This window comes from Dactylosporangium sp. NPDC051087 (assembly GCF_055586325.1).
On the sequence record NZ_JBVJIJ010000002.1, the window covers coordinates 288405 to 303048 of the forward strand.

At 73.1% G+C, this 14644-nt stretch carries 11 protein-coding genes; 7 read left to right on the forward strand and 4 right to left on the reverse strand.

All coding sequences use genetic code 11. From position 1 onward, the window contains the following. Positions 1-203: 203 nt before the first annotated feature. From dxr to ACZ6TV_RS04820, 5 genes are all read left to right on the forward strand, one after another. Positions 204-1391, forward strand: coding sequence for a 1-deoxy-D-xylulose-5-phosphate reductoisomerase (gene dxr, locus ACZ6TV_RS04800; RefSeq protein ID WP_465296110.1), 1188 nt, complete (start codon positions 204-206; stop codon positions 1389-1391). Then, entirely contained in the window at positions 1391-2689 is a 1299-nt protein-coding gene (locus ACZ6TV_RS04805) for a M50 family metallopeptidase (RefSeq protein WP_465295412.1), read from the forward strand. Before dxr ends, ACZ6TV_RS04805 begins: the two co-directional genes overlap by 1 nt. Positions 2690-2732: 43 nt before the next feature. After that, positions 2733-3899 carry a flavodoxin-dependent (E)-4-hydroxy-3-methylbut-2-enyl-diphosphate synthase gene (gene ispG / locus ACZ6TV_RS04810; protein WP_354789769.1) on the forward strand — a complete coding sequence of 389 codons (1167 nt, stop codon included), beginning with the start codon at positions 2733-2735 and terminating at the stop codon, positions 3897-3899. Between the two features lie 57 nt (positions 3900-3956). Further along, a complete protein-coding gene (locus ACZ6TV_RS04815) occupies positions 3957-4796 on the forward strand; it encodes a GNAT family N-acetyltransferase (protein WP_465295414.1) in 840 nt (279 codons plus the stop codon). 77 nt (positions 4797-4873) lie between these two features. Then, the gene (locus ACZ6TV_RS04820) at positions 4874-5398 is read left to right on the forward strand and encodes a hypothetical protein (protein ID WP_465295416.1); all 525 of its coding nucleotides are present in this window, start codon (positions 4874-4876) and stop codon (positions 5396-5398) included. Between the two features lies 1 nt (position 5399). On the opposite strand, the gene ACZ6TV_RS04825 is transcribed toward ACZ6TV_RS04820, so the two are convergent. Next, the gene (locus ACZ6TV_RS04825; RefSeq protein ID WP_465295418.1) at positions 5400-6224 is read right to left on the reverse strand and encodes a helix-turn-helix transcriptional regulator; all 825 of its coding nucleotides are present in this window, start codon (positions 6222-6224) and stop codon (positions 5400-5402) included. Positions 6225-6326: 102 nt separating this feature from the next. Between ACZ6TV_RS04825 and ACZ6TV_RS04830 the strand changes: the two genes are divergently transcribed. Beyond that, positions 6327-7034, forward strand: coding sequence for an SDR family oxidoreductase (locus ACZ6TV_RS04830; protein ID WP_465295420.1), 708 nt, complete (start codon positions 6327-6329; stop codon positions 7032-7034). A 372-nt stretch (positions 7035-7406) separates the two neighbouring features. Here ACZ6TV_RS04830 and ACZ6TV_RS04835 read toward each other — a convergent pair whose 3' ends face one another. Further along, on the reverse strand, positions 7407-8306 hold the full coding sequence (locus tag ACZ6TV_RS04835) for a LysR family transcriptional regulator (protein ID WP_465295422.1): 900 nt from the start codon (positions 8304-8306) through the stop codon (positions 7407-7409). A 71-nt stretch (positions 8307-8377) separates the two neighbouring features. Between ACZ6TV_RS04835 and ACZ6TV_RS04840 the strand changes: the two genes are divergently transcribed. Next, a complete protein-coding gene (locus ACZ6TV_RS04840) occupies positions 8378-8725 on the forward strand; it encodes a YybH family protein (RefSeq protein WP_465295424.1) in 348 nt (115 codons plus the stop codon). 148 nt (positions 8726-8873) lie between these two features. Here ACZ6TV_RS04840 and ACZ6TV_RS04845 read toward each other — a convergent pair whose 3' ends face one another. Both ACZ6TV_RS04845 and ACZ6TV_RS04850 read right to left on the reverse strand, forming a co-directional pair. Continuing rightward, positions 8874-11906, reverse strand: coding sequence for an AfsR/SARP family transcriptional regulator (locus ACZ6TV_RS04845; protein ID WP_465295426.1), 3033 nt, complete (start codon positions 11904-11906; stop codon positions 8874-8876). Positions 11907-12044: 138 nt separating this feature from the next. Continuing rightward, complete coding sequence (locus ACZ6TV_RS04850) at positions 12045-14465, reverse strand: GcvT family protein (RefSeq protein ID WP_465295428.1); 2421 nt, start codon at positions 14463-14465, stop codon at positions 12045-12047. Positions 14466-14644: the final 179 nt, after the last annotated feature.

Below are 14644 nucleotides of genomic sequence, written 5' to 3' on the forward strand. Positions count from 1 at the left end.
GGGGGGGGGGGGGGGGGGGGGGGGGGACCCCCCCCCCCACCCCCTCCCCCTCCCCCTCCCCCCCCCCCACCAACGTCGCCCCCCCCCCCCCCCCCCCCCCCCCCCCCCCCCCCCCCCCCCCCCCCCCCCCCCCCCCCCCCCGCGACATCGGCCACTCCCCACCCGTGCGCGCCTGAGACAATGGACGGGTGACCCTCCGAGAGATCGTCCTGCTCGGCTCGACCGGGTCGATCGGCACCCAAGCGATCGACATCGTCCGGCGCAATCCCGACAAGTTCCGCGTGGTCGCCATCGGCGCCGGCGGCGGCAATGTGCGACTGCTCGCCGAGCAGGCGCTGGAGCTCGGCGTCGACGCGGTCGGCGTCGCGAAGGCCACCGCCGCGCAGGACCTGCAGCTCGCGTTCTACACCGAGGCCGCCCGCCGCGGCTGGGCCACCGGCGACTTCCGGCTGCCGAAGATCCTCGCCGGGCCCGACGCGATGACCGAGCTGGCGCAGTGGCCCTGCGACACGGTCCTCAACGGGGTCGTCGGCTCGCTCGGCCTGGCCCCGACGCTCGCCGCCCTCCGCGCCGGCCGCGTCCTCGCCCTGGCCAACAAGGAATCCCTGGTCGCGGGAGGTCCGCTGGTGCGGGCCGTCGCGAAGCCGGGCCAGATCGTCCCCGTCGACTCCGAGCACTCCGCCCTCGCCCAGGGGCTGCGGGGCGGCACCGCCAAGGAGGTCCGGCGGCTGGTCCTGACCGCGTCCGGCGGCGCCTTCCGGGGCCGCACCCGCGAGCAGCTCGTCGGCGTCACCCCGAAGGAGGCGCTCGCGCACCCGACGTGGGACATGGGCCCGGTCGTGACGATCAACAGCGCCACGCTCGTCAACAAGGGCCTCGAGGTGATCGAGACGCACGAGCTGTTCGGGGTGGCGTATCGCGACATCCACGTCATGGTGCACCCGCAGTCGGTGATCCACTCGCTGGTCGAGTTCCACGACGGCTCGACCCTCGCCCAGTGCAGCCCGCCGGACATGCGCCTGCCGATCGCGCTCGCCCTCGGCTGGCCCGACCGGATCGCCGACGCCGCGCCCGGGGTCGACTGGACCACGGCGCACACCTGGGAGCTGCGCCCGCTCGACGAGGAGGCGTTCCCGGCCGTCGCCCTCGCCAAGGCCGCGGGGGAGGCGGGCCGGTGCCGGCCCGCGATCTACAACGCCGCCAACGAGGAGTGTGTGGCCGCGTTCACAGCGGGTGACCTTCCTTTCCTCGGCATCGTCGAGACGTTGGAGCGAACCCTTACGGACGCACCGGACTTTGCCGAACCAGGTACCGTCGATGACGTGCTCGCCGCCGAATCCTGGGCGCGGGCCTATGCGCGCGAGCGGATCGCGGGCGGGAAAGGGGCCTGATGGCGTTCACGGTGGGGATCATCCTCTTCGCGGTGGGGATCCTGTTCGCGGTGTGTCTGCACGAAGCGGGACACATGCTGACCGCCAAATGGTTCGGCATGCGGGTGACCAAGTATTTCGCCGGGTTCGGGCCGACGATCTGGTCGTTCAAGCGCGGCGAGACCGAGTATGGCATCAAGGCCCTGCCCTTCGGCGGCTTCGTGAAGATCGTCGGGATGACGCCCCAGGAGGACGACGTCGACCCGGTGACGGGTGTCTCCGGCGCCGACGACCCGCGGGCGATGTGGCGCTTCCCGGTGTGGAAGCGGACGATCGTCATGAGCGCTGGCTCGATCACCCACTTCGCGATCACGCTGATCACGCTGTGGGTGCTCTTCTCGTTCGTGGGCATCCCCGACCCGGAGACCAAGCAGGACGAGCTGCCGGTCCGGGTCGGCCCGGTCGCCAAGTGCATCGCCACCACGTGGGAATACGACGCGAGCACCAAGGCGCCGAAGGCCTGCGACCCCGCCAAGGACCCGAAGAGCCCGGCGTTGCAGCTCGGCCTGGAGTCCGGCGACATGATCACGTCCATCGGCGGCGTCGCCACGCCCAACTCGGGCACGCTGCGCGAGGAGCTCAAGAAGGTCACCAACCAGACCGTCGCGGTGACCTGGACGCGGGACGGCAAGACGCTCAGCGGCACCGCCCTCATCCCCGAGGCGCAGCGGATCAAGCCCGACGTCGTCAAGACCGCCGACAAGATCACCGCGGACGACCTGGAGCGGGGCGGCCTACTCGGCATCAGCATCGCGCCGCGCACGTCGGACATCCCGCAGGTCTCCTACGGGCCGGTCGAGGGCGTCGACAAGACGTTCACGCTCACCTGGTCGCTGGTCGAGCGCACGTTCGCGTCGTTCAAGGACATCCCGGAGAAGGTGCCCAACCTCCTCAAGTCGATCATCGGCGAGAAGCGTGACCCCGAGACCCCGGTGAGCGTGGTCGGCGCCAGCCGGATCGGCGGCGAGCTGTTCGAGCTCGGCGACTGGGCCTCGCTGCTGCTGCTGTTCGCGAGCCTCAACCTGTTCTTCGGCATCTTCAACCTGTTCCCGCTGCTGCCGATGGACGGCGGCCACATCGCGATCGCCTGGTTCGAGCGCGTGCGGTCCTGGTTCGCGGCCAAGCTCGGCAAACCCGACCCAGGCAGGGTCGACTACTACAAGCTGGCGCCCATCACGCTGGGCGTGATAGGCATCCTCGGCGTCTTCGTCCTGTTGACGGTGACGGCCGACTTCGTGAACCCGATCACCCTAAAATGAAACCCTCTCAACCGGACATTTCGACTTCCAGGTGGCGCACTCCATGACCGCAGTCAGCCTCGGCCTGCCTACCGTCCCCCCGCCGGCCCTCGCCCCCCGCCGCAAGTCCCGCCAGATCATGGTCGGCTCCGTGCCGGTCGGCGGTGGCGCGCCGGTGTCCGTGCAGTCGATGGCGACCACGCTCACCGCCGACGTCAACAGCACCCTCCAGCAGATCGCCGAGCTCACCGCCTCGGGCTGCCAGATCGTCCGGGTCGCCGTGCCCAGCCAGGACGACGTCGAGGCACTGCCGGCGATCGCGAAGAAGTCGCAGATCCCCGTCATCGCCGACATCCACTTCCAGCCGAAGTACGTGTTCGCGGCCATCGACGCCGGCTGCGCGGCCGTCCGGGTCAACCCGGGCAACATCCGCCAGTTCGACGACAAGGTCAAGGAGATCGCGAAGGCGGCCTCCGCCGCGGGCATCCCGATCCGCATCGGCGTCAACGCCGGCTCCCTCGACAAGCGCCTGCTGGAGAAGCACGGCAAGGCGACCGCCGAAGCGCTCGTCGAGTCCGCGCTGTGGGAGTGCTCGCTGTTCGAGGAGCACGACTTCCGCGACATCAAGATCTCGGTCAAGCACAACGACCCGGTCGTCATGATCCGCGCGTACCGGCAGCTCGCCGAGCAGTGCGACTACCCGCTGCACCTCGGGGTGACCGAGGCCGGCCCGACGTTCCAGGGCACGATCAAGTCGTCCGTCGCGTTCGGCGCGCTGCTCGCCGAAGGCATCGGCGACACGATCCGCGTCTCCCTGTCGGCCCCGCCGGTCGAGGAGATCAAGGTCGGCAACGCGATCCTCGAGGCCCTCGGCCTGCGCGAGCGCGGCCTGGAGATCGTCTCGTGCCCGTCCTGCGGCCGTGCCCAGGTCGACGTCTACACCCTCGCCGAGCAGGTCACCGCCGCGCTCGACGGCTTCCCGGCCCCGCTGCGGGTCGCCGTCATGGGCTGCGTCGTCAACGGCCCCGGCGAGGCCCGCGAGGCCGACCTCGGCGTCGCGTCCGGCAACGGCAAGGGCCAGATCTTCGTCAAGGGCAAGGTCATCAAGACGGTCCCCGAGGGACAGATCGTCGAGACGCTGGTCGAGGAGGCCCTGCGCCTCGCCGAGGAGATGGGCGTCGACCTGCCGGAGGAGTTGCGGGGCCTCGGGCCGTCCGTGACGGTCCACTAGCGGGACGCGCATGGGTATGTGCGGCTGTCCCGCCCCCGATCTGGCAGGCTTGTACGCATGCTGACGGTGGCGGCGAGGCTCCTCGGCGACGCCGAACGCGGTTCGGTCGAGCGTCTGCTCGACGGCGACCCGTTCGGCGGCGCCCAGGTCGCCGAGCGGATCTCGATGGCCGGCCTGGCCTGGTGGCGGCAGGACGCCCGGATCTTCGGTTACGGCTCACGCCGTCACCTGGAGTCCCTGTGCTGGCTCGGCGCCAACCTGATCCCCGTCAACGCCTCGACGGCGGCCGTCGCGGCGTTCGCCGACATGGTCGCGAGCGAGCCGCGCGGCTGCTCGTCGATCGTCGGCTCCGCGGACGCGGTCCTCGGGCTGTGGAGCCGCCTGGCACCCTCGTGGGGACCGTCGCGCGACGTACGACCGAACCAGCCGCTCATGGCGACGTCCTCCCCGGCGCCGGTGCCCGCCGACCCCAACGTGCGGCTCGTCAAGCCCGACGAGATCGACCTGCTGTTCCCGGCGGCCGTGGCGATGTACACCGAAGAGGTCGGCGTCTCACCGACCGCCGACGGCGGCGAGCGCTCCTACCGAGAACGCGTCGGCGAACTGGTCCGGGCCCGCCGGGCGTACGCCCGCGTCATCAACGGCAAGGTCGTCTTCAAGGCCGAACTGGCCGTCGTCACACGGCACACCGCGCAGATCCAGGGCGTGTGGACGGCGCCGGAGTGGCGCGGCCGCGGCCTCGCCCGGGGCGGGATCGCCGCGATCGTCCGCGACTCCCTCCGCCGCGTGGCACCATCGGTGAGCCTGTATGTCAACGACTACAACACCCCTGCTCGCAAGGTGTACGAGCGATGCGGCTTCCAGCAGGTGGGCACCTTCGCGACCGTGCTGTTCTAAACCGCCATTCTCCCGACAAAGCGCCCTCCATACAGGATGATCAAGAGGCCACCCGGCTGAACAAGGGGAAGCTTCGCATGGGCCAGATCATCCGGCAGATATCGCCCAACACCACCCGCTACTACTGGTACCCGGGGGACAAGAAGGAGTGGCTGCGCGCCCTCTTCGCCTGCGGCGCCGGATGCGCGGTGTTCGGGCTGACGTTCCTGCTGACCAGGAGCGTCGTCGCCGCGGCGGTCCTCGGCCTGTCGACCAGCGTCGGGTGCGCCGGCTTCAACCTCGGCCGCCGCGACACGAAGGCCCTCGACGGCCTCGACAACGCCACGATCACCCGCCGCGCCGCCGTCACCGCCTCCGGCCGGGCCGCCTGGCGCGGGCTCGTCGAAGGGATCGCCGTCGCGCTCGCCGTCCTGGTCGTCGCGCAACTGCCGACCCAAGGGTTCGTCGTGGACTGGCTGCTGCCGCTCGTGCCGGCCCTCGCCGCCGGGATCGCCAGACAGGGCGGCCTGCTCAGCGCCCGCCTCACACACGAGTCCGCGAAGGCGTCCACGCTGCGCCCCGGCTTCGGCCGCAACCCGCTCCCCGAAGGCGCGCGCCACTGAGTCAGCCGGCGTACGCCGGACGCATGCGCAACCCGCACAACACCGCCGCGCTGTGAGAGCCGGCCTCGGCCGTGTAGAAGATCACCCTCTGACCGGCGTCGGCGATCTCCAGAACCTCGCAGTCGAAGACCAGCCGGCCGTGCACCGGATGGTCGAACCGCTTCCTCGTGACGCGGCGCACACAGACCTGGTGCTCGTCCCAGCGACGCGCGAACTCCACGCTGACCGACCTGAGCCGCGCGATCAGCGACCGGATGCCTTCGTCACGCGGATACCGCACCGACGCGGCCCGCAGATCGGCGACGCACTCGTCGGCGAACCGGGACGTCTCCTCCAAGGCGAGGTCGGCCGGCCCGCTGAACAGGTTCCAGATCATGTTGCGCGAGCCGGGCATGACCACCTCCGGGTCGCCCATCAACGCGACCGCGAGGGGGTTCCAGGCCAGCAGCTCGTACTTCGCGTCGATGACGTACGCCGGGGTGTCGTCGAGACGCTCGAGCAGGTGCAGGATGCCCGCGGACACGTGCGGCGACGGCCCCGCGGGCGGGCCCGGCTGCTCGCCGGCGACCTGGAAGAGATACGTGCGCTCGTCGTCGTGCAGCCGCAACGCCCGCCCGAGCGCGCCGAGGACCTGCCGCGACGGGCGCGGACCACGGCCCTGCTCCAGACGCGCGTAGTAGTCGACCGAGATGCCCGCCAGCCGGGCGACCTCCTCGCGGCGCAGCCCCGGGGTGCGCCGCCGGCCACCACCGTCAAGACCGGCCTCGGCCGGCGTGACCCTGCCCCGCCGGCTGCGGAGAAACGCGGCGAGCTGCTCCCGGTCCATGCCCCCATGCTGCCGCAACGCGCCGCCGCCAACCAGGGACCGGCGATCCGATGTTCGGCCGGGCTCTGCCGCGCCGGCCGGGCGGACGGCAGCGTGGCGGGCATGGATGAACCACGGGTCGCCCTCGTCACGGGCGCGAACAAGGGCATCGGCTTCGAGATCGCGAAGCTGCTCGGCACGGCACACGGCATGCGGGTCCTGGTGGGCGCGCGGGACGCGGTGCGCGGCAAGGAGGCGGCCGCCGCCCTCGGCCCGTTCGCCACGGCGGTCACCCTGGACGTGACCGACGCCGGCAGCGTCGCGGCGCTGGCCGCACTGGAGCGGCTCGACGTCGTCGTCAACAACGCGGGCGTACTGCTGGAACGCGGCGCGCCGCCCAGCGGGACGCCGCTGGAACTGCTGCGGCAGACCTTCGAGACCAACGTGTTCGGGGTCGTCGCCGTCACCAACGCGGTGCTGCCCGCGCTGCGGCGCTCCGACGCGGGCCGGGTCGTCAACGTCAGCAGCGGGCTGGGGTCGCTGGCCTTCACCACCCAGCCGTCGCACATGTACGCGCAGCACCCGCTCCTGTCGTACAACGCCTCGAAGAGCGCGCTGAACGCCGTCACCGTCTCGTTCGCCAACGAGCTCAGAGCGACGGCGATCAAGGTCAACGCGGCGGACCCCGGCTACTGCGCGACCGACCTCAACGGTCACGCCGGCCCGCGCACGGCGGCGCAGGGCGCGATCGCCGCGGTCCGCCTGGCGACGCTGCCGGCGGACGGCCCGACCGGGGGCTTCTTCGACGAGGACGGCCCGGTGCCCTGGTAGCCGCTCTCCTGGCAGCCGGTCGTTCCGGCTCTTCTGGTGGCAGGCGAAGCGGTTGTCACTCGCCGCTGTGCGATGAGCTACGATGGGTGCATCACCGACAGATTATTTTTTCGGATGTGCTAGTGTCAATGAGCAGTGCGACGACACGACGAGGTCACCGTGACTGCTAGGCGACGACCCTCGGTCACGCCACTGACCCGACCCCGACCCCGACCCCGTCCTTGCCGAGCGCGCTTGCGAAGCGGGGGAGCGCTCACGACGCGGGGGCTCACGACGCGGGCGCTCACGACGAAGCGGGGGGAGCGCTCACGAAGTGGAGCGCTCCTGAAGCGGGGCGAAGTGGGGGCGCTCACGAAGCGGAGCGGGGAGCGCTCACGAAGCGGGCGAGGGGTGGAGTGGTCGAGCGGTCGAGCTGGGGAACCGGGCGAGGAACGCCGTGGCGGCAGCCGACCGGGGGCCGTCGCGGCGCCACGCGAGGCCGAGCCGCCCGCTGAGGGACGGCCCGACGATCCGCAGCGGGTGGAGGCCGTCGAAGGTCCGCGCGATCGACGCCGGTAGGACCGCGACGCCCAGCCCGCGGGCCGCGAGGCGGGCCACCACCTGCGGGGTGCCCGCCTCGAAGGCGACCCGCGGCGCGAACCCGGCCGCCGCGCACGCCGACTCCAGGATGCCGCGGATGCCGGTGCCGCCCGGCAGGCACACGAGGGGCCGGTCCCGCAGCTCCGCGACCCGGACCGTGGACCGCCGCGACCAGGCGTGCCCCGGGGCGACCGCGGCGTCGATCGCCTCGTCGGTCAGCACGCGCACGTCCAGGTCGGCGGGTGGGGTGTCGTAGGCGATGATCGCCGCGTCGAACACCCCGGCGCGCAGCCCGTCGACGAGCCGGTCGGTGGTGTCCTCGGCGAGCGTGATCTCGACACCCGGGTGCTCGGCGTGGAAGTCGGCGAGGACCGTGGCGAGGTCGACGTCGTGCGAGGTCACGGTGCCGATCGCGACCCGGCCGCGGGTCAGTCCGGCGAGCTCGGCGGCGGTGAGCCTGGCCCCTTCCACGGCGTCGAGGGCGGCCCGCGCGTAGGGCAGCACCGCCGCGCCGGCCGCCGTCAGCCGTACCTGCCTGCCGGACCGGTCCAGCAGGTCCTGGCCCAGCTCCCGCTCCAGCTTCCTGACCTGCGCGCTCACCCCGGGCTGGGCGACCCGCAGCCGGGCCGCCGCGCGCGTGAAGCTGGACTCCTCGGCGACGGCGACGAGGTACACCAGCTGATGCAGCTCCATAAGCGCCGATTCTAGAAGTGATCAGGAACCGGTCTTGGAGTTATGGATCGTGGCGGCGCAGGGTTGGGGGTATGACGACGACAGCGAAGACGCCTGAGGACCTGACCCGCCTGTTCGTGGAGCGCGCCAACGCCGGCGACGCCGAGGGGGTCGCCGCGCTGTACGAGCCGGACGCCGTCCTGGCCTACCCGCCGGGCGAGACCACCGTCGGCCGTGACGCCATCCGGAAGGTCTGCGAGGCGATGATCGAGCACGTGCCGCACTTCGCGCTGGAGCCGCTGACGCCGACCGTCCTCAACGGCGACCTGGCGCTGACCGGGACCCGTTCCGCCGACGGCAAGGGTGGCCGCGTCCAGGTCGTGCGCCGCCAGTCCGACGGCTCCTGGCTGCGCGTCATCGACAGGCCCGAGCAGCCCTGACCGGGCGGCCAGCGGGGCAGGAACAACGAAGCAGCCCGGGCGGGCAGGGGCAGGGGCAGGAACAACGAAGCAGCCCGGGCGGCCAGCGGCAGGAACAACGAAGCAGCCGGGCGGGCAGCGGCGCAGGCACAGCAAAGCGGGCCGGCGCTCAGCGAAGCAGCCGCCGGACGCGGTCCGCGTCGGGGGACTCCAGCTTCGCGTAGATGCCCAGCGCGTCCGTCAGGTGCCGGCGGGCCGCCCCCGGGTCGTGCCCGCCGACGGCGCCGGCGAGTCCTTCGTGCGCCGCCGCGGTGTGCAGCTCGTCGGCCTCGGCCGCGGACAGCACCGCCCGGTGCAGGTCTTCCGCCTCGCCGGTCCGGCCGGCGGCCGCCAGGGAGCGGCCCAGCTCGTTGCGGGCGAAGAAGCGTTCCGCGGCGAACCCGAAGTGGTCGGCGAGCCCGACGGCTGTGCGGTGCAGGTCGACGGCCTCGCCGGTCCGGCCGGTGTCCCGGGCGAGGACGCCGAGCTCGGTGACGATCTCCGCCCGGCCGCGGGTGAACCCCCAGTCGACGAGCTGGGTGTAGGCGCGGCGCAGCAGGGCGCCGGCGACGACGGGGTGGCCGAGTCGGCGATGGGTCCGGCCGAGTTCGGTGAGCAGCACGAACAGCATCCGGGGCAGCCGACGGCGCCGGGCCAGGCGCAGGCCGGCCCGGCCGTGGTGCAGCGCCTCGGGGAACCGTTCGAGCGCGATGTACAGCGTGCACAGCTGTGAGTGGATCTCGCAGGTGAGGTCGTCGGCGCCGGGGTCGTTGCCGACGTACGACAACGCCTCGGCCGCGGCGGCCGTGCCCGTGTGGTACCGGCCGGCGCAGGTGTGGGCCACGGCCACGCTCCGCAGCGCCATCGCCACGCCGGCGGGGTCGCCGAGCGCGCTGAACGCCGTCCGGGCGTGGTTGGCGTGCGCGAGTGCTTCGTCGTAGTCGCCGGCCAGCCAGTGTGCGGTGCTGAGCAGGTAGTGCGCCCAGCCGGCCGCCGTCCGGTCGCCGTCGGCCGCCGCCGCGGCCACCGCCCGCGTCTGGTTGTCGAGGTAGTCGTGGACCGGGCCGGCGATGTCGAAGAAGATGGCGGACGCGGCGGCGAGCCGGTGGACCGGCCCGTGCCAGCCGGCGCTGTCGGCGTGCCGGATCAGGGTGCGGAGATTGTCGCGTTCGACCTCGAACCATGCGAACGCCGCCGGCCGGTCCGGTGGCGCCGCCGCGGGTGTCCCGTCGAGGCTCAGCGAGCGCAGCTTGTACCGGGGCAGGACGACGGTGCTCGCGGCGCCCGCCGCGTCGACGAAATGCCGCACGAGCGCCTCGACGGCGGGGTCGCGGTCGTCGTCGAGGGCCTCGCACCGCTCCCGGGCGTACTCGTTGAGCAGGTCGTGGAGCCGGAACCGGCCGGGCCGCCACGCCTGCACGAGGTGGGCCCGCACGAGCCGGTCCAGCAGTCCCGTGGAGGCGGCGGGGGTGGTCCGCGCGAGGGCGGCCGCCGCCGCGAGGTCGAGCTCGACGGTGGGCGCCCAGCCGAGGAGCCGGAACATGCGCTGCTCGGCCGGGGTCAGCGCGGCGTAGGACAGGTCGAACGTGGTCCGCAGGCTGAGTGACGCACCGGCGGTCAACACGTCGAGGCGGCCGGCGCGCTCCAGCCGTCGCACGTAGGCGCGCAGCCGGTCGGTCTGCCCGCTCCGCCCGTCGCGGATGTTGGCGATCGCGACGCGCAGGGCCAGCGGCAGGTTGCCGCACAGCCGCGCCAGCCGCCGCAGGGTCTCCGGGTCGCCGGTCCCGGGCAGGCAGCGGTGCAGCAGCGCGACCGACTCGGTCTCCGGCAGCGGACCGGCCACGACCGGCACGGCGTCGCGCAGCGCCACGAGCTCGGCCAGTTCGACCCGGGAGGTGACCAGCACCGCGCAGCCGGGCCCGGCGGGGACCAGCGGCGAGACCTGCGCGGCGTCGCCGGCGTTGTCGAGCACGACGAGCATCCGCCGGGTCGCGGTGACCGTCCGGTACAGCGAGACGAGCGCCGTCTCCGTCAGCGGGATCCGCTCGGCGGGGACGTCGAGGGACAGGAGCAGGTCGCGGAGGACGTCGGCGGTCGTGGCCGGCGGCCGGTCCGAGAAGCCGTGCAGGTCGGCGTACAGCTGCCCGTCGGGGTAGTGACCGCGTGCCGCCTGTGCCCAGCGCAGCGCGAGCGCGGTCTTGCCGGCGCCGCCCGAGCCCTGGATCACCGCCATCGCGGGCGCCCACCGCTCGACCGGCGCGAGCAGCGTGTCCAGTGCGCGCAGCTCGTCATGGCGGCCGACGAACACGGCCGCGCCGGACGGAAGTTCGTGACGGCCGGCGAACACAGCGGCGCCGGGCGGGTCCGCGCCGTCCCTCAACAGCGACGCGCCGTCCCGCAACAGCGACGCGCCGTCCCGCAACAGCGACGCGCCGTCCCTCAACAGCGACAGGTGCAGGCGCCGCAGCTCCGGTCCCGGGTCGGCGCCCAGTTCATCGGCGAGGTGCCGGCGGTGCCGCTCGAAGTGCGCCAGCGCCTCCGTGGAGCGGCCGGCGTCGTTGAGCGCGCGGATGAGCGCACCGGCGATCGGGTCGGCGAGCGGGTACCGCTCGGCGAGCCGGCTCAGCGGTGCGATCAGCTGGTGGCTCATGCCGCTCGCCGACATGGCGTCCGCCCACTGTGTCACCACGTCGACGTGCTCCTGCGCGAGCGTCTCCCGCACCCGCGCGGCCCAGTCGCCGGGGACGCCGGTGAGCGGCTCGCCGCGCCACAGGTCGACCGCCGCCTGGAGGGTGGTGGCCCGGTGCTGCCCGGTGGTGGAGAGCAGCCGCCGGGACCGGAACACGTCGATCTGCTCGGCGTTTAGGCGCAGCACGTAGCCGCCGGCGGTCCGGGTGATCGGGTCTCCGGCGCCGCTGAGCGCCTGGCGGGCCGCCCACACGTAGGTGTGCAGCGTCCGGCGGGCACCGGCCGGCGGTGCCTGGCCCCACAGCCGGTCGATGAGCGTGTCGACGGTGACCACCCGGCCCGCGTCCAGCGCGAGCGCGGCCAGCAGGCACCGCTGCATCGGCGGGCCGGCGTCGCGTGGCTCCCCGGCGACGGTCACCTCGACCGGACCGAGCAGGCCGATCCGCGCGACTGCCGCGGGTGCCGAATGTTCCATCGAGGTGCATGGTAACGACGGTTGAGGCTGCGTTGACATTGTCTTGACAGCGGGCGGTCAGGGTATGCGCTGACGGCCGGCAGTATCGTGGCGAAACGATCGGGGGGTTGCGATACCGCCGGCCGCCCGGCCAACGCCTCAGGCCCGCACCCGCAGCATCTTCGGGTCGTAGAGGGGCTCGGCGCGCACGACGGCGGGCGACCAGCGGTCGAAGACGGACACCTCGACCGGGGTCCCGGCCGCGGTCGACGCCGGCAGGTACGCGTAGGCGATCGACGCGCCGACCCGGTGGCCGAACCCGCCGGACGTGACCCGCCCGCCCGGCACCCCGCCGACCCGCACGGGTTCGCCGCCGAGGCAGACGGTCGCCGGGTCGTCGAGCACCAGGCACCGCAGCACACGCGACGGCTCGCCGGGCAGCGCGGAGCGCCCGATGAAGTCCTTCGACAGGTCGACGAACGGCCCGAGCCCGGCGGAGATCGGGTCGACGTCCGTGGTGAGGTCGGACCCCCACACCCGGTAGCCCTTCTCCAGCCGCATCGAGTCGATCGCCCGGTATCCGCCCGGTCGCAGCCCGAGCGGCGCGCCGGCCTGCATCAGCAGGTCCCACAGGGTCAGCGTGTACTCGGTGGGGGCGTACAGCTCCCAGCCGAGCTCGCCGACGAACGTGACCCGCTGGGCGAGCACCGGCACCGGCCCGACGGTCAGCCGCACCGCCCGCATGAACGGGAAGTCCGCATTGGCCAGGGAGGTGTCGGTGAGCGGCTGCAGGATGTCGCGCGCGGAGGGCCCCCACAGGCACAGGCAGCCGAACGCCGACGTGACGTCGTCGACCGTCACCCCGGCTGGGGCGTGCCGGCGGATCCAGGCCGCGTCCCGCACCCCGCTCGCGGTGCTGGTGACGATCCGGAAGTGTGCCTCGCCGAGCCGGGCGACGGTCAGGTCCGCCTCGACCCCGCCCCGCGTGTTGAGCATCGAGGTGTACGTGAGGCTGCCGGCCGGCCGGTCGACGTCGTTGGCGCACAGCCGTTGCAGCAGTTCCAGCGCGCCCGGCCCGCGCACGTCGAGCTTCGCGAACGAGGACTGGTCGAACAGGCCGGCCGCGGTGGCGGTCGCGGCCACCTCGGCGGCGATCGCCGGTGACCAGTTGCGCCCGGCCCAGCCGCGTGGCGCGGTGACGTCCGGGGCCTGGGCCGCGTTGACGCCGAACCAGTTCGCCCGCTCCCATCCGGCCTTCTCCCCGAGCGCGGCGTCGAGCGGGGCCAGGCGCGGCCACACGGGGGAGCGGCGCAGCGGACGCCCGGCGGTCCATTCCTGCCCCGGGTACACGATGTCGTAGTAGCGGGAGTAGCCGTCGAGGGCCTTCGTCGCGGCCCACGTGCGGCTCGCGGCGTGGGCGCCGAAGCGGCGGACGTCCATCGTGGACATGTCCCATTCCGGTGTGCCGTCGACGATCCACTCGGCGGTCACCTTGCCGACGCCGCCGGCCGCGGCGAGACCGTGGACGCAGAACCCGGCCGCCACCCAGAAGCCGCGCACGAGGGTCTCGCCGAGGAGGAACTCCCCGTCGGGGGTGAAGGCCTCCGGCCCGTGCACGACCCGGTCCATGCCGAGGGAGCGCAGCGCCGGGACGCGGTGCCGGGCGTTGCCCCACGACTCGGCGAACTTCTCCAGGTCGGGTTCGAACAGTGTGCGCGGCGCCGACAGCGGGTCGGGGTCGTCCCACAGCGCCGGGTCCCGCACGTAGCCGCCGACCAGCAGCCCGCCGGTGGGGTCGGGGGCGCCGCGGAAGTAGACGATGCGGTCCGGGTCGCGGACCGTCGGGATGTCCACTGTGGAGCCGGTGCCCGGGATCGCCTCGGTGACGACGTACTGGTGCTTGATCGGCACGATCGGGATGTCGACGCCGGCGAGCCGCCCGACGCGTCCGGCGGCGGCGCCGGCGGCGTTCACGACGACGTCGGTCCTGACGGTGCCGGCGGTGGTGACGACCCCGCGGACCCGCCCCTGTTCGGCGAGCACGCCGGTGACCCGTACGCCGGTGACGATCCGGACGCCGAGCGCGCCGGCGCCCGCGGCGAGGGCGGCGCCCAGCCGTGCGGGCTCCAGCCAGCCGTCGCCGGGCAGCCAGCCGGCGGCGAGGACGTCGTCGACGTTCAGCAGCGGCAGCCGCTCCTTCGTTTCGGCCGGGCTCAGCAGGTCGAGGTCCAGGCCGTACGTGGTCGCGGAGCTGACCTGCCGGCGCAGCTCGTCGACGCGTGCCGGGGTGGTGGCCAGCCGCAGCCCGCCGACGCCGCGCCAGCCCGGGTCCAGGCCGGTGAGGGTGCGCAGTTCCGCGTACAGCCCGGACGAGTACATGATCATCCGGGTCTGGCTGACGGTCGAGCGCAGCTGCCCGACGAAGCCGGCGGAGTGCCACGTCGTGCCGTCGGTCAGGTCGTGCTGTTCGAGCAGCACGACGTCGGTCCAGCCGAGTCGCGCCAGGTGGTATGCCACGCTGCAGCCGGCGACGCCGCCGCCGATGACGACGGCGCGGGCGGCCGCTGGAAGCTCCGACATTGCATGATTGTGATCCCCGGTGCCGGGCTTGTAAAAGGTCTGAAGCAATACCGGTGAACGCGAAGGTCCCTCTTGACGACCGCCCGTGGCAGGCGTTAACTGTGCCCCACTATGACGCCGATCACTACGGACCGCGGGGCGTAAAAGGTCTGTAACCGGCGTCGGACCGCGCGGCGAAG